Origin of the sequence: Robbsia betulipollinis (assembly GCF_026624755.1) — a bacterium.
Classification (GTDB): Bacteria; Pseudomonadota; Gammaproteobacteria; order Burkholderiales; family Burkholderiaceae; genus Robbsia; species Robbsia betulipollinis.
In genome coordinates this window covers 488,429-503,242 of the sequence record NZ_JAPMXC010000001.1, presented here as the reverse complement: position 1 = coordinate 503,242, position 14,814 = coordinate 488,429, and the positions used below count along the sequence as shown (strand labels likewise).

Below are 14,814 nucleotides of genomic sequence, written 5' to 3'. Positions count from 1 at the left end.
GCCACCCGCCCACCTTCCTCAAGGACGATCCTGAAAATGACTGTGCCCGCCGATGCCGCGACACTGGCCGCCGACTACTGGCGCACCTCGATCATCGATATCCATCCGGGATCGATACACGTGCGCGGCTACCCCATCCAGGAACTGATCGGCCAGATCAGTTTTCCGAAAATGATCTGGCTGATGGTGCGCGGCGAACTGCCCGATGACGGTCAGGCCGCATTGCTGGAGGCCGCGCTGGTGGCGTCGGTCGACCACGGGCCGCACGCGCCTTCGATCGCCATCTCTAAAATGGCCGTGAGCTGCGGGCTGCCGTTGAACGGCGCGATGGCTTCGGCGATCAATGTGCTCGACGACGTTCACGGCGGCGCCGGACAGCAGGCGGTCGAACTGTACCAGGCGATCGACCGGGACATCGTCGCCGGGACACCGCTGGACGCGGCGGTGGCCCGCGGCGTCGACGCGCGCATCGCGCTGCATGGCAAGTACCTGCCGGGGTTCGGCCACCGCTTCCATCCGGTCGATCCGCGTGTCGCGCCTTTGCTCGCGATGACCGATGCCGCGGCGGCGCGCGGGGTCGTGCCGGGCCGTTACGCCGGGATCGCGCGCGGCATCGAGGCCCTGCTGACGCGCCGCAAGGGGCGGGCGATCCCGATGAACATCGACGGCGCGACCGCGGTCATCTACGCCGAGCTGGGTTTCGCGCCGGAGCTGGCGCGGGGCATTTTCTGTCTGTCGCGCGCGGTCGGCATCCTGTCGCATGCCTGGGAGCAGACCGGACGCGCCGAGCGCAACAAGGGGCCGATGCCGCGGCAGATGGCCTACCGTTACGACGGGCCCGCCGAGCGTCACCTCGCCGCCGACGCGAAAGATGCAGGAGAGCCCGCATGAGCTGGGCACCGCCGCCTCCCGTGCTGGACAGCGCAGTCCACGCCGCCCTGCCGGCGTCGCTGCGCAAGCCCGGCGTGGTGACGGAATGGTCGCGCGCGAACAAGGGCGGCGCCGCGGTCGACAGCTTCATCGAGGGGCCGTGTTTCGATCCGCAGGGTAATCTGTATATCGTCGACATCCCGCATGGCCGGATTTTCCGCATCGCCGCGAGCGGGATGTTCGCCGGGTCCCCCGCATCCGGCGTTGCGGCCGCGCCGGAGTGGCAACTGGTCGCCGAGTACGATGGCGAGCCGAACGGCCTGGCCTGGCATCCGCAGCACAAGCTGCTCATCGCCGACTACAAGAACGGGGTGCTTGCGCTCGATCCGACGTTCGACCCGACGCTCGACCCGGCGCACGGCGGCAGCCTCCGGACGCCAACGGTCGTGATCGCCCGGCGCAACGGCGAGCGGTTCAAGGGGCCGAACGACCTGATCGTCGCGCGCAATGGCGACATTTATTTCACCGATCAAGGTCAGACCGGCCTGAGCGACCCGACGGGACGGGTCTACCGTCTCGCACCGAGCGGCCGGCTCGACTGCCTGCTCGCCAACGGGCCGAGTCCGAACGGGCTGGTGCTCGACGCGGAAGAGAAGGTGCTTTTCGTCGCCATGACCCGCGACAATGCGGTCTGGCGTCTGCCGCTGCAGGCCGACGGCGGCACCAGCAAGGTCGGACGCTTCGCGAGTTTCCACGGGACCAGCGGCCCCGACGGCCTGGCGATGGATGCCCACGGGAATCTGTTCGTCGCGCATGCGTCGCTGGGGTCCGTCTTCGTGCTGACCCCGCATGGCGAGCCGCTGGCGCGGATCGCCTCGTGTGCGGGCCGGACCCTCACCAACGTCGCCTTCGATCCACGCGACGCGCAGCGGCTGTTCATCACCGATTCGAGCACCGGCAGCGTGCTGAGCGCGCGTTGCGCCCTGGGCGGCTGAACGCCCGGCTTGGCGCGGCCCGCACGACCGGAACGCGATGATCCCGTTGCCTGCCGTCCTATCGCCGCCCGATGGCGTCGCGCAACGGCGCGGCGTCGCCGCCCAGCGCTTCGCTGCTGCGCGCCGCGATCGACAGGAAACCGTCGAGGACACGGTCGGCAAACGCCTGGTCGACCCGTGAACTGGGCCCTGCCAGCGTCAATACGCCCCGCAGTGCCTGCCCCACGCCGAAGACCGGCGCGGAAATGCCGGCGGTGTCCCGGTCCCGTTCGCCGACGGACACGCAATAGCCCGCGGTGCGAATGCGCGCGTAGCGCTCGCCGCTCTCGCCGGCGAAGGCGAGCAGGGTGAGGCCGCCCGAGCCGGAGCCCAGCGGCAGCACATCGCCCTCGCGTACGTGGAAACGTACCGCATGCCGCGAGTCCACGCGGTGCAGACAGACGCGCATGTCCCGGTCCCGCACATAGAAGGCGGCACTTTCCCCGCTGAGTTCCGCGAGTTCGCGCATCAGGGGCAGGAGGATATCGCCGAGCTTGAGGCTGCGTTGATACAGCGCGCCCAGCGCGAAGCAGGCCGGACCGATGCGATAACGGCCATCCTCGAACCGGACCAGCAGCCGATGATGAATCAACGAGTCGGCCAGGCGCAGCAGCGTGCTCTTGTACAGGGTGGTGCGCGCGGCCAGTTCGGCCAGCGTCAGGCCGTCGTCGTCGGGCTGAAACGCCTGCAGGATCGCGCAGGCACGGTCGAGCACCGCCACGCCCGAGCTGTCTGCCGCGTTCGCCGGGGCCGGTACGGCATCCGGCGTGGCGGGGGTGAGGTGGCGCCCGGTGCCGCGGTTTTTGGCCGGGGCGCGCCGCGGCGCATCGGATGACGTCGGGCGCGCGCCCGGCTGAGACGATTTCATGACATCCGCTCGCTGGAAGAAGGCTGAAAAGGGGCCGAAAAAGATTCGGTGATTTTAGAGGCTAATCGTTCAGCCCGGCACCCTGCGTTTCCGCGATCGCGATGAAGCGGCGCGTGGCCGGCGTGAGGTAACGCTTCGCGCGAAACAGCACGCCGAAATGCCGGTCCATCGTCGTCAGCGGGTTCGGCACCTCGATCAGCCGCGCGCCGGGGCGGCCCTCGGTGAGGTTGCGCCGGGACAGAAAGCTCAGCAGGCGCGTCTCGGCGATCAGGCGCGGCAGGGCGGCGATCGAACTCGCCTCGATCTGCACGTTCGGCGCGGCGAGCCCGTGCGCGTCGAATTGCCGTTCGAGCCATTGCCGGGTCGCCACGGTGCGCGCGGGCAGCACCCAGGCGCTGTGCGCGAGCGCGGCAAGGGACGGCGTCTTGCCGGCGAACGGATGCGCGGGGCTCGCCGCCACCACCACCTGATCGCGCGCGATCGGCCGGCCGACGAATTCGCGTTCCTCCGCCAACAGCGGCCCGACGACGATGTCGAGCTGATCGTCGCGCAACATCGCGCGCAAGACATCGTTCATGCCGATCTGAATATCGATCGTGACGCCCGGGGACTCCGCCAGCAGGACGCGGCAGATGCCGGGCAGCAGGAATTCGGCGACGGTGGCCGCGGCGCCGACGCGGATATGGCCCGCGCCCCCGCTCGCGAGCGACGCGATATCCTGCTGCGTGCTGGCCAGCAACTGGTTCAGCAGCCGCGCCCGTTCATAGAGCAGGCGACCCGCCTCGGTGAGCCGCACGCCGCGGCCGACGCGTTCCAGCAGCTGTCCCTGGCAGATTTTTTCGAGACGGTCGATGCATTTGGACAGGGCGGGCTGCGTGACGTCGAGCGCCTCGGCCGCGCGTCCCAGGTGTTCCAATTCCGCCACCATCGTGAAATACCGGAGATCGCGCGTTTCCAATACATTCCCCAGAGGAATTGAAATATAAGATACAGACAATAGATTCTATCGTTGGCGAGGTCAATAATCGGGTCACAGGAATTCAGGGAGACCCGCCGTGACCTATCGTTTTCTGATGACGGCGCCGACGCTGGCCGCTGCCGGTCAGCGCCTGCTGGACGAGGCAAGCTGTTCGGTCGTCTATCTCGGCGGCGCCAATGCGTCCGATGCGTCCGACATGCCCGACGCCGCCGAAGAAATCGCCCGCCTGATGGGCGAGCATGCATTCGATGCCGTCATCTCCCGCACCGTGACGCTCAGCGCCGCCGCCATTGCCGCCTGTCCCAGCCTGAGGGTGATTTCCAAGCACGGGGTAGGGGTGACGAACATCGATGTCGCCGCGGCCACCGCGCGCGGCATCCCGGTCTACACCACGCCCGCCACCAATGCCCAGTCGGTGGCCGAACTGACGCTCGGATTGATGCTGGCGGTGGCCCGGCGTCTGACTTTTTTCGATCGCGAACTGCGTGCCGGCCGCTGGACGCGCGTCGGCGACGGCGTGGAACTCGCGGGCCGGCGCCTGGGCCTGGTCGGCTACGGTCAGATCGGCCAGCGCGTCGCGCGCTTCGCGCGGGCGCTGGGCATGGAGGTGGCGTTCTTCGATCCGGCCCTGCCGGCGGATCCCGTTCGCGACGGCACCCGGCGCGACCCCGACGGCGGCATACGGCGATATGCCGAATTGTCCGACCTGCTGGCCGTGTCGGACGTGCTCAGCCTGCATTGCCCGGTGACGCCGGACACGCGCGGCTTGCTGAACGCCGCGGCGCTCGCCCGCCTGCCCGACCGGGCGATCGTCCTGAACACCTCGCGCGGCGAACTGATCGACGAAGCGGCGCTGGCGGCAGCGCTGGAAAGCGGCCGTCTCGCAGGCGCGGGGCTCGATACCTTTCAGGTGGAACCGTTGCCCGACGGGCATCCGTTCACGCGTTTGCCGAATGTCGTCACCACGCCGCATGTCGGCGGGTCAACGCCCGCCGCGCTCGACGCCGTGGCGGTCAGCGCCGTGCGCAACTGCCTGGATTTTCTCGACGGCGCGCCGGTGAACCCCCGCGCGTGCGTCAACCCCGAAGTGCTTTGAAAAGGAGACAGGACATGACATCACCACGCGAATCCGGCTGGCCGGCGGGCTTTTACATCGGTACCCGCGAGCAGGTGCCGTCGCGGGAACTGGTCGAGGCGTTTCGCAATGTGCCGGTGCCGCATGCCAGCGACTGCATGGGGCGCAGCACCGGCGCGCTGGGGCTCAAGGCCTATCACGGGGAGCTGACCCTGGGTCTGTGCGGTCCTGCCATCACCGTGCGCGTGCGCCCCGGCGACAACCTTTTCCTGCACAAGGCGATCGAGATCGCGCAGCCGGGCGACATCATCGTCGTGGACGGCAGCGGCGACCTGACGCAGGCGCTGATCGGCGGGCTGATGCGCACGTCGGCGCTCGCGAAGAAAATCGGCGGCTTCGTCATCGACGGCGCGATCCGCGATGTGGCCGAGTGGGCCGAGGGCGTGATACCGGTTTTCGCGCGCGGCCATGTGCATCGCGGCCCGAGCAAGGAAGGTCCGGGCGAACTCAATGTGCCGATCGCCTGCGCGGGGCTGACGGTGTCGCCCGGCGACCTGATTCTGGGCGACGCCGATGGCGTGGTCGCGATTCCGTACGACCAGATCGAAGCGCTGCTGCCCAAGGTGCGGGCCCACGCCGCGAAGGAAGAGAAGATTCGCGCGAGCAACCGGTCCGGGACGTCGGACCCGGAGCGTTTCAACAGCATCCTGCGCGGCAAGGGCTGCCCGGTGTGAATCTGCGCACCGGATGATGCGGGTGGTTCTGCGCATGTTCCGGTGCGTGGCGAATCGATAAGCGCTGCCCGAGCAGCCATCGCCGACGAGTCCATACAGGAGACAGACAATGAAAAACACGCGCAATGCGTCGTTGCGGATGTCCGCGCACGGTACGCTGCCTGCCGGGAGCGCCGCGCTCGCCGACGCCGCCCCTGCCAACGCCGCGCCCGTGGATGCGGCGCAGATCGCCGCGCGCCTGAACCGGCTGCCGGCGAGCCGTCCGATCTGGTGGATCATCTTCGCGCTGGCGCTGGGCGGCTGGTTCGAAATCTACGACGTGTTCCTCACCGCCTATATCGGCCCCGGTCTGGTGAAGGCGGGCATCTTCGTGCATGGCGCCACGTCGTTCTTCGACATGGGCAGCCTGGGCGCTTTCGTCGCGGCGCTGTTCTGCGGAGTCTTCATCGGTACCTTCGCGGTCGCCTTCGTCGCCGACCGCATCGGCCGCCGCCGCGTGTTCGTCGGCGCCCTGCTGTGCTACGCGCTGTCCAGCCTGATCATGGCGCTGCAAAGCGACCCCGCCTGGATCATCGTCTGGCGGGTGGTCGCCGGCATCGGCGTCGGCGCCGAACTCGTGACCATCGACGCCTACGTCTCCGAGTTCGTGCCCGCGAGCATTCGCGGTCGCTCCTATGCGTTCGTGCAATCGGTTCAGTACACCGCGATTCCGACGATCGCCTTCCTGGCGTGGCGCCTGGTGCCGATCGCCCCGCTGGGCTATGACGGCTGGCGCTGGGTGGTGTGGATCGGTTGCCTGGGCGCGGTGCTGGTCTGGTTCATCCGTCTCGGCCTGCCGGAAAGTCCGCGCTGGCTGTTGCAGAAAGGGCGGGCGGCGGAAGCCGCGGCGATCGTCGCGGACCTGGAGCGCAGGATCGAACGCGCGACCGGCAAGCCGCTGCCGCTGCCGCTGGCCGAGAAAACCGTGCTCCGGGTCGAGGTCGCGAGCAAGGGAGAATTGTGGCGCGCGCCTTACCGGCGGCGCACCATCATGCTGCTGGTGTTCAACTTTTTCCAGTCGATCGGCTATTACGGTTTCGCGAGCTGGGTACCGACGCTGCTCGCCGCCAAGGGCGTGACCTTCACGCACAGCCTGCTGTATTCGCTCGTGATCGCATTCGCGAACCCGATCGGTCCGCTGCTGGCGATGCTGTTCGCCGACCGCGTGGAGCGCAAGTGGCTCATCGCCGGCGCCGCCGCGGCGATGGCGCTCGTGGGCATCGTTTTTGCGCAGCAACGCGTCCCCGGCATGCTGATCGCGCTGGGTCTGCTGATGACGCTGGCCAGCAACTGCATGACCTTTTCCTATCGCACCTATCAGGCCGAACTGTTTCCCACCCGGGTCCGCGCGCGGGCGATCGGTCTGGTGTACTCGGTGAGCCGTATCAGCGGCATGCTGTCGGGCTTTCTGATCGCCTTCGTGCTGCATCGCCTGGGCGTGAGCGGCGTGTTCACGCTGATCGCCGGCGCGATGGCGGTGGTGGTGTTGACGATCGGCGGTTTCGGGCCGCGCACGCTCGGGCGCAGTCTCGAAGAGATCTCGCGCTGAGGCACGTGCCGCCGGGACGACGCCATAGCAGAACTTCACAAGGAAACCATTCGATCATGACGTTGCATTCGACATCGCGCTTTGTTTTGCGCTTCAATTTGCGCCTGCCGCGCCGGGTGCTGGGCGTGTCCGCGCTCGCCGCCCTGGGTCTGGCGTTCGCCCTGCCGGCGCCGGTGCGCGCCGCCGACATCCTGCCGCCCACGCTGCCGACGCACGAGGACGCGCGCCTCGAATCGGTGGCGACGTCGGATCACATCTGGAACGGCGTGACCGTCACCCGCGACGGCCGCATCTTCGTCTCCCTGACCCAGTCGGAAGGACCGGGCGCCAGCCTGGCCGAAGTGGGCAAGGACGGCAGCCTGCGTCCCTATCCCGACGCCGCCTGGAATCAGTGGGGCGACGGCACGGATCCGACGCATCACTTCATGCACGTGAACGCGCTGCGCATCGGTCCGGACGGCATGCTCTGGGCGGTCGATTCCGGCAACAAGGGCATCGGCGGCGGCACGCATGCGGTGCCCGGCGCGGGCAAACTGGTGCAGATCGATCCGGCGACCGATCAAGTCAAACGCATCTATGCGCTCGTCGCGCCCACGCAGAAGGACGGCAGTTATTTCGACGACGTGCGTTTCAATGGCCGGCACGCCTACCTGACCGATCCCGGCGCGGTGGGACTGGTCGTGCTCGACCTGGATACCGGCGCGTCCCGCCGGGTGCTCGACGGGCATCCGCTGTCGATCGACCACGCCCCCATCTACGCGGACGGCGTGAAGCTGCATCTGCCCAACGGCAAGGAAAAGCGGGTGGGGCTCGACCAGCTCGAAGTCTCGCCCGACGGCCGCTATCTGTACTATCAGCCGATTCCCGGCCCGCTCGCACGCATCGCGACCCGCTATCTGGACGATCCGGCCCTGTCGCCCGCGCAGGTCGACGCCCATGCCGAACGCTGGCTGGACACCTGGAGCACGGGCGGCACGGCCACCGACGCGGCGGGCAATATCTATGCGTCCGATCTGAATACCCGCAGCGTCAGGCGCATCGCTCCGGACCGGACGGTGACGACCGTGATCTCGGACCCGCGTCTGACATGGATCGACGCGATGTGGGTGCAGGACGGCTATCTGTATATGCCCGCCGCCCAGATCAACCGCACGCCTGCGACGACGGGCGGCAAACCCTCGACGGTGCAATACCCGGTGCATCTGTACCGCGTGCGCATCGGCGCGATGCAGGCGCCGATCGATCATCCCTGACGCGAGGGCGGGCCTGGGATGGCCGATGGGAAGGCGACCGCCCGACAAAAAACCGCATGCGGCATATCGTCGCATGCGACGGTGCGCCACCTCCCGAATGGTCCCATTCCTTTCGTTTTGAAAGCATTCGCCATGTGTCGCGATTTGTCGTCGTCTTTACCGTATTTTGTACCGTTCAGTGAGTTTTGCGCGGACGGCATGGGGCGGTTTCGTCGCGTGGCATGAGCGCGGCACGCGGCGGAGCAGGACTATTCCGTCAGCGTATTGTAAGGTCGAAAATGCGCACGATGTCGCGATCGGCATATGATGCGCCCTCGTCACGAACTAACCAGATGGTTCATGAGCGGAGTGGAGGTGTTCCGCTCGCCAGCATTTTATCGGGATCCGCATGTCCGCCAGTCTGTCTTCGCCCGCGCGTTTCGGGCCGGTATCCGCCACGTTGCGTCCCAGCCGCCTCGGCGCCGGTTTCGTCATCGTCCCCACGGTGCCCGCGCTCGTCGGCGCGGTGAGCGCCGCGTTCACCGCGCCGATGCTGGCGCCGCAGGCGGCCGGCTTCATGGTGGTCTGGTTTGCCCTGTCCCTGGCGTGCGCGCTGCTGTCGCACCGGTGTTTCGTGCCGGGCTTCCTCGGCGGGTTGCTGTTTCTGCTGGGTGGCTGGCGTATCGCGGGGCCGCTGGGACTGACGTGGGTAAGCTGGCCGGCGGACGTCGCGGCCGCGCTGTATTTTCTGCAGTTCATCGACGCCGCGATGACGGACCGGGCCCGTGGCGACCGCGCCTGGTTGAGCCTCGCGCAGTGGCAGTTGACCTTCGTGCGCATCTACATTGCGTTCGACATGATTCCGCATTTCACCGAGAAGCTGTTCGCCGGGCCCGTGCCGTTTCATGAAGACGCGCTGATTCTCGCGCACTACGGCATGTCGCCGCCGGAGTGGTTCGTGCTGGCCGGCGGTCTGTGCGAACTGGCCGTGGCGGTGGGCCTCGGCCTCGGCATCCTGACGCGGCTCGCGGCGCTGGGCGCCGCCGCGTATTTCCTGATCACCTCGATGATCGGTCATCACTTCGGCCGTGGCTTCATCTGGAACCTGAATGGCGGCGGCTGGGAATATCCGCTGCTGATGCTGTCCCTGTTCCTCGGTTTCGTGATCACGGGCGGCGGCCGTTTTTCCGTGGATCATCTGCTCGCCGCGTCGGGGCGCGTGCCGCGCTTCGTCAGCCGGCTGGGTCTCGAACGCGCGCTGCTCGACGCGCGCGCGGCGGCCGCGCCGGACAGCCGCGAAGCGGCACGGCACTGAATCGGACCGACCGGGCTGAACCCCTGTCGCCGTCCCGTCGTTCTTTTTTTCTCTTTTTTCAGCGAGGCATTCATGACGTCACTCTTCCTGCGTACCCGCCTGGTTTCCTGCGCGCTTGCCGCATCCCTGGGCGCGACCCTGCTGGCGCCCGCACCGGCGCGGGCCGCATCCCCGATGCAGCCGGGCGAACTGCCCGATGCCGCTGCCACTGCCGCGATCGACGCGGCGGAAAAGACCGCTTTGTCCCTGAACGCGCGTGTCTGCATCGCCGTGGTCGATAGCGCCGGCACCCTGAAGGCGTTCAGGCGCATGGAAGGCGCGGCCCCCGGCTGCGTGGATTCGGCGATCAACAAGGCGCGCGCGGCGGCGGTCTATCGCACGCCGACGCTCTCCTTCATGGAGCGCGTGAATCACGGCGAGCCGGCCCTGACGACGCTGCCGGGCATGGTGCCGCTGGGTGGCGGCGTCCCGGCGAAGGCGGGCGCCACCTGGCTGGGCGCGGTGGGCGCGGCGGGCACCCTGAACCCCAACGAAGTGAAGATCGCGACCGCGGGCGCGGACACGCTGTCGCAGGCCGGTCAATAACATCCGGCAGGATGCCTGGCAAGCCGCGCACGACGGCGCCGGGAAGAAAACGCGCAAGCCGCGCAAGCCGCGCACGACGGCTCGGGGAAGAACATGAACGAGGGGAGGGACGGACGATGATCGATTATTCGCGGCGCCGCCTGCTGGGATACGGCGCGATGGTCGTCACCGCCAGCTTCGGCGGCAAGCTGCTCACCGGGCGGGCCCGCGCCGCGACCGCCATGCCGCGTTCCGCCGACCTGGCGCCGACACCGCGCTTCCTGGCCTTGTCGCGCCTGCTGACCGGCTATGCCGAGCCCGATGCCGGGCTGGCGCGCCGCCTGTACGCGGCCTTGCACGACGATTTCCCCCTGCTCGACACGCAGCTCGACCAGCTCGCCGCGCTGCTGGCGCGGGCGCCGTCCGGTCCGTTCGTACCGACGGGGCAGCCGCAGCTGGCCACGCTTTACCAGCAACTGCTCGGTGGCTGGTATCTGGGCGTGCTCGGCCCGAAGAGCGCGCCGCGCTGCATCGCCTTCGAAAACACCGTCAGCTACCGGGTCGTGCAGCGCACGCTCACGCCGCCGAGTTATTGCGTCGGCGAGCCCACCTTCTGGGCATACAAGCCCGCCTGAGAAACCATGTCAGACACGAATCTATCTGCCGACGTCGTCGTCATCGGCGCGGGTATCGCCGGCTCCCTCGCGGCGCTGAAAATGGCGCGCGCCGGCGCCCGGGTGCTGGTGCTCGAATCCGGGCCGCCGCTGTATCGCGACAAGATCGTCGAACGGTTTCGCAACTCGCCGCTCAAGGGCGACTTCATGGACCCGTATCCGGCGATGCCGTGGGCGCCGCAGCCGAAATTCCAGCCCAAGGACAACGGCTATCTGATCCAGAAAGGCCCGGCGCCGTATCAGGCGATGTATCTGCGCGGCGTCGGCGGCACCACCTGGCACTGGGCCGGACAGGCGTTCCGCATGCTGCCGAACGATTTCCGCATTCAATCGCTGTACGGCGTTGGACGGGACTGGCCGATCGGCTATGACGACCTCGAGCCCTTCTACTATGAGGCCGAGCTGGAAATCGGTGTGTCGGGAGAGATCGATCAGGGCTCGCCGCGCGCCCACCCGTATCCGATGCCGCCGATTCCCTTGCCGTACGGCATCCAGCGCATGAAGGAGCGGCTGGCGGGCAGCAAGTTCCAGGTGTCGGTGGAGCCGCAGGCGCGCAACAGCGTGCCCTACGACGGCCGTCCGGCCTGCTGCGGCAACAACAACTGCATGCCGATCTGCCCGATCAACGCGCAGTACAACGGCGGCATCGGCGCGCGCAAGGCCGAGGAGGCGGGCGTGCGCATCGTCGCCAACGCGGTGGTTTACCGGATCGAGGCGAACGACCGGGGCCGGATCGAGGCCGTGCATTACCTCGACCCGAACAAGGTCAGCCACCGCGTGACCGGCAAGACCTTCGTGCTCACCGCGAACGGGGTCGAGAGTCCGAAGCTGTTGATGATTTCCGCCAGCGCGCGTTATCCGAACGGGATCGCGAACCGCTCCGGGATGGTCGGCCGCAACCTGATGGACCACCCCGCGAGTTCGGTGGAATTCTTCGCCGACGAACCGATCTGGTTCGGCCGGGGACCGCAGCGTCCGGCGGGCATCAACAATTACCGGGACGGCGCATACCGCAGCGAGTATGCCTCGACGCGCCTCGACATCGCCGCCACCTCGCCGGTGCGGTATCTCACCGAAAAGCTCATCGCGCAGGGTTATCACGGCGCCGAGCTCAACGAAAAGCTCGAATACCAGGCGGCGCATTACGTGTCTTTCAAGAGCCTTTTCGAGATGCTGCCCGATCCGGCGAACCGTCTGGTGCCCAGCAGCACGGAGAAGGACGCATGGGGCATCCCGCGGCTCGAAGTCCATTACCGGTTCCCGGAATACGTGAACAGGGCCTACGACCATTGCCGGGACGACTTCCAGGAACTGGTCCGGCTGATGGGCGGCAGGGAAGCGGTCTACAGCCCGCGCGGCGTCTATTCGAACAACCAGCACATCACCGGGACGATGCTGATGGGCAATGATCCGACGAATTCCGTCGTCGACAAGGACTGCCGCGCGCACGACCATGAAAACCTCTTCATCGCCGGCACCGGCATCATGCCCAGCAGCTCGACGGTGAACTCGACGCTCTCCGGCACGGCGCTGGCGCTGATGATGGCGGGCAACGTCCTGAAGTCGCTCCGGGCCGCGTGATGACCTCCTCGAATCCTGTTGCTTCGTTTTCCGCCGTGCGTCCGGTCCCGCGTCCCACCCCGCATCCTGGCACGCGTCCCGTCCCGCATCGCGGCCGCGCCGGACGGCGGCTGGCGCGCCGCGCGGTTTTCGCTGGCGTCGTCGCCTGCCAAACCGCATGGCTGCCGACGGCGCACGCCGGCGACGCCACGCAGATCGCGCGCGGCGCCTACCTGGCGCGCGCCGCCGACTGCATCGCCTGTCACACCGCAGCGCATGGCCAGCCTTTCGGTGGCGGCTATGCCATCGACACGCCGTTCGGCAAGATCACGTCGACCAATATCTCGTCGGACAAGACCTACGGCATCGGCAACTGGAGCGACGCGCAGTTCGTGCGCGCGGTACGCGAGGGCGTGGGCGCGCACGGCGAGAATCTGTATCCGGCGATGCCGTACGACGCGTTCACGCAGTTGCGCCGGGACGATGTGCTGGCGATCAAGGCCTATCTGATGTCGCAGCCGCCGGTGCACGCCGCCACGCGCGCGAACACGCTGTCCTTCCCGTTCAACCAGCGTTGGACCCTGTGGTTCTGGAATCTGGTGAATCTGAAGAAAGGCGCGCTGCGCGACGATCCGCAACGCAGCGCGGAGTGGAACCGGGGCCGCTACCTGGTGCAGGGTCTGGCGCATTGCGAAACCTGCCACACGCCGCGCAACGTCACCCTGGGCATGGACCGTTCGCGCGCGCTCGGCGGCGGCGATCTGGGCGCCTGGCGCGCGTACAACATCACCCCCGACAGGACCGCCGGCATCGGCGGCTGGTCCGATGCCGAACTGATCGCCTACCTGCGCGACGGCGACGCGCCGGGACGCGCCTCCGCCGCGGGTCCGATGGCCGAGGCCGTCGAACACAGCCTGCAATACCTGAGCGCCGCGGATCTCAAGGCGATCGTCGCCTATCTGAGAACCGTGCCCGCGCAAGCGGGGCCCGACACCGCACCCCGCTCGCGCCAGGGCCAGCCCGCGCACGACTATGAAATGCTGCGCGGCGCCGATGCAGCGCAACTCGCCCGGCACGCGGGCGCGCAGCTGTTCCTCGAACATTGCGCGACCTGTCACGCCGCCACGGGGGCCGGCAGGGGGGCAGGCTATGCCGCCTACCCGTCGCTGTTCAATCACAGCACGGTGGGCGCGTCGAATTCGACGAACCTGGTCTCCGTGATCCTGTGCGGCGTGAAGCGCGACATGCAAAGCGGGCAGGTGGCGATGCCGTCGTTTGCCCACGACATGACCAACGAGCAGATCGCGACGTTGGCGAACTACCTGACGAGGCAATTCGGCACCCCGGCCACGCACACCACGCCGGCCGATGTCGCGAAGCTTCGCTCGGGCGATCTGCAGCCTTACCCGGATCTGCTGCAGCAGTGACGCGGCGGTCCGACATTCGACACATCATGCCTATTGCAGGGAGTACAACGTGCGCAGACGCGGATTTCTGATTTCGCTGGCCTTGCTGGTCGGCGGCGTCACGGTCGCCAAGGCGAAAGTGATATGGGGCGGGATGCCCTGGACGCATCGCGGCGCCACGGGTCCGACGCCGGTGGCCGCCGACGGCTGGAAATTCTTCAACGCCGATGAAGCGGCGATGATCGAAGCGATCGCCGACCGCCTGATCCCGGCCGACGATCTGAGCATCGGCGGCAGGGAAGCCGGTTGCGCGGTTTTCATCGACAGCCAGCTGGCCGGCCCGTTCGGTCGGGCGGCAACCCAGTTCCGGCTCGGCCCGTTCCAGGACGGCACGCCGCAGCAGGGCGCGCAGTTCCATCAGACGCCGGCGCAGCGCTACCGCACCGGCCTCGCCGCGCTCGACAAGTACTGCGCCGCGCGGCCGGGCGGCAAGCGTTTCACCGCGTTGAGCGGCGCGCAGCAGGACGACCTGTTGCGGCAGCTCGAGAAGGGCGAGATCACGCTCCCGGGTCTCCCCGACACGAAGGCGTTCTTCGGCCTGATCCTCGGCAACGTCCGCGAGGGCTTTTTCGCCGACCCGATCTATGGCGGCAACAAGGACATGGCCGGCTGGAAAATGCTCGGTTTTCCGGGCGCGCGATACGACTACCGGGAGGAAATCGGCAAGCGCGGGCAGAAGCTCGACATCCAGCCGGTCAGCCTGATCCGCAACGCCGGCAAGCCAGGCCAGAAAGCGGTGTGAACCCGCGGGGTCGAACCGGCGGGCCACGCGGGCGATACGCGTGTGCCCTCGCGCACTCCCCAGGCACCCCTCACGCACCCCGCGCGGGCGCCCCCCAATACAAAAGCAAGGAG

14 protein-coding genes are annotated in these 14,814 nt (G+C 67.9%); 12 read left to right on the top strand and 2 right to left on the bottom strand.

What is annotated here, in order from left to right; all coding sequences use genetic code 11:
• Nucleotides 1-36: 36 nt before the first annotated feature.
• Nucleotides 37-891, top strand: a complete 855-nt coding sequence (locus tag OVY01_RS02205; RefSeq protein ID WP_267845311.1) for a citryl-CoA lyase — start codon at nt 37-39, stop codon at nt 889-891.
• Nucleotides 888-1,865 carry an SMP-30/gluconolactonase/LRE family protein gene (locus tag OVY01_RS02200; protein WP_267845309.1) on the top strand — a complete coding sequence of 326 codons (978 nt, stop codon included), beginning with the start codon at nt 888-890 and terminating at the stop codon, nt 1,863-1,865. The genes OVY01_RS02205 and OVY01_RS02200 overlap by 4 nt, the downstream gene beginning before the upstream one ends.
• Nucleotides 1,866-1,923: 58 nt before the next feature.
• Here the strand turns inward: OVY01_RS02200 and OVY01_RS02195 are convergent, their stop codons facing one another.
• Both OVY01_RS02195 and OVY01_RS02190 read right to left on the bottom strand, forming a co-directional pair.
• On the bottom strand, nt 1,924-2,772 hold the full coding sequence (locus OVY01_RS02195; RefSeq protein ID WP_267845308.1) for an IclR family transcriptional regulator: 849 nt from the start codon (nt 2,770-2,772) through the stop codon (nt 1,924-1,926).
• A gap of 61 nt (nt 2,773-2,833) precedes the next feature.
• Nucleotides 2,834-3,730 (bottom strand): LysR family transcriptional regulator, encoded by an 897-nt coding sequence (locus OVY01_RS02190; protein ID WP_267845306.1) that lies wholly within the window; start codon nt 3,728-3,730, stop codon nt 2,834-2,836.
• 97 nt (nt 3,731-3,827) lie between these two features.
• Here OVY01_RS02190 and OVY01_RS02185 point away from each other — a divergent pair, with 97 nt between their 5' ends.
• The 10 genes from OVY01_RS02185 to OVY01_RS02140 all read left to right on the top strand — a co-directional run bounded on the left by OVY01_RS02185 (nt 3,828) and on the right by OVY01_RS02140 (nt 14,701).
• Nucleotides 3,828-4,847 (top strand): NAD(P)-dependent oxidoreductase, encoded by a 1,020-nt coding sequence (locus OVY01_RS02185; protein WP_267845304.1) that lies wholly within the window; start codon nt 3,828-3,830, stop codon nt 4,845-4,847.
• 14 nt (nt 4,848-4,861) lie between these two features.
• On the top strand, nt 4,862-5,560 hold the full coding sequence (locus OVY01_RS02180) for an RraA family protein (RefSeq protein WP_267845303.1): 699 nt from the start codon (nt 4,862-4,864) through the stop codon (nt 5,558-5,560).
• A 109-nt stretch (nt 5,561-5,669) separates the two neighbouring features.
• Nucleotides 5,670-7,148: an MFS transporter gene (locus OVY01_RS02175; protein WP_267845302.1), complete on the top strand. Its 1,479-nt coding sequence runs from the start codon at nt 5,670-5,672 to the stop codon at nt 7,146-7,148.
• Nucleotides 7,149-7,204: 56 nt separating this feature from the next.
• Entirely contained in the window at nt 7,205-8,401 is a 1,197-nt protein-coding gene (locus OVY01_RS02170) for an SMP-30/gluconolactonase/LRE family protein (protein WP_267845300.1), read from the top strand.
• A 388-nt stretch (nt 8,402-8,789) separates the two neighbouring features.
• Complete coding sequence (locus OVY01_RS02165) at nt 8,790-9,695, top strand: DoxX family protein (protein ID WP_267845298.1); 906 nt, start codon at nt 8,790-8,792, stop codon at nt 9,693-9,695.
• Nucleotides 9,696-9,767: 72 nt separating this feature from the next.
• The gene (locus tag OVY01_RS02160) at nt 9,768-10,280 is read left to right on the top strand and encodes a GlcG/HbpS family heme-binding protein (protein ID WP_267845297.1); all 513 of its coding nucleotides are present in this window, start codon (nt 9,768-9,770) and stop codon (nt 10,278-10,280) included.
• Nucleotides 10,281-10,396: 116 nt separating this feature from the next.
• Entirely contained in the window at nt 10,397-10,894 is a 498-nt protein-coding gene (locus OVY01_RS02155; RefSeq protein WP_267845295.1) for a sugar dehydrogenase complex small subunit, read from the top strand.
• A gap of 6 nt (nt 10,895-10,900) precedes the next feature.
• Entirely contained in the window at nt 10,901-12,514 is a 1,614-nt protein-coding gene (locus tag OVY01_RS02150) for a GMC family oxidoreductase (protein WP_267845293.1), read from the top strand.
• Nucleotides 12,514-13,920 (top strand): cytochrome c, encoded by a 1,407-nt coding sequence (locus OVY01_RS02145; protein WP_267845292.1) that lies wholly within the window; start codon nt 12,514-12,516, stop codon nt 13,918-13,920. Before OVY01_RS02150 ends, OVY01_RS02145 begins: the two co-directional genes overlap by 1 nt.
• Before the next feature lie 49 nt (nt 13,921-13,969).
• Nucleotides 13,970-14,701, top strand: a complete 732-nt coding sequence (locus OVY01_RS02140) for a gluconate 2-dehydrogenase subunit 3 family protein (RefSeq protein WP_267845290.1) — start codon at nt 13,970-13,972, stop codon at nt 14,699-14,701.
• The last annotated feature ends 113 nt before the right edge of the window (nt 14,702-14,814 follow it).

Coding starts and splice junctions, on each gene's coding strand:
- OVY01_RS02195 (WP_267845308.1), bottom strand. CDS start 2,772: ATGAAATCGTCTCAGCCGGGCGCGCGCCCGACGTCATCCGATGCGCCG.
- OVY01_RS02160 (WP_267845297.1), top strand. CDS start 9,768: ATGACGTCACTCTTCCTGCGTACCCGCCTGGTTTCCTGCGCGCTTGCC.
- OVY01_RS02150 (WP_267845293.1), top strand. CDS start 10,901: ATGTCAGACACGAATCTATCTGCCGACGTCGTCGTCATCGGCGCGGGT.
- OVY01_RS02200 (WP_267845309.1), top strand. CDS start 888: ATGAGCTGGGCACCGCCGCCTCCCGTGCTGGACAGCGCAGTCCACGCC.
- OVY01_RS02170 (WP_267845300.1), top strand. CDS start 7,205: ATGACGTTGCATTCGACATCGCGCTTTGTTTTGCGCTTCAATTTGCGC.
- OVY01_RS02145 (WP_267845292.1), top strand. CDS start 12,514: ATGACCTCCTCGAATCCTGTTGCTTCGTTTTCCGCCGTGCGTCCGGTC.
- OVY01_RS02180 (WP_267845303.1), top strand. CDS start 4,862: ATGACATCACCACGCGAATCCGGCTGGCCGGCGGGCTTTTACATCGGT.
- OVY01_RS02155 (WP_267845295.1), top strand. CDS start 10,397: ATGATCGATTATTCGCGGCGCCGCCTGCTGGGATACGGCGCGATGGTC.
- OVY01_RS02165 (WP_267845298.1), top strand. CDS start 8,790: ATGTCCGCCAGTCTGTCTTCGCCCGCGCGTTTCGGGCCGGTATCCGCC.
- OVY01_RS02175 (WP_267845302.1), top strand. CDS start 5,670: ATGAAAAACACGCGCAATGCGTCGTTGCGGATGTCCGCGCACGGTACG.
- OVY01_RS02205 (WP_267845311.1), top strand. CDS start 37: ATGACTGTGCCCGCCGATGCCGCGACACTGGCCGCCGACTACTGGCGC.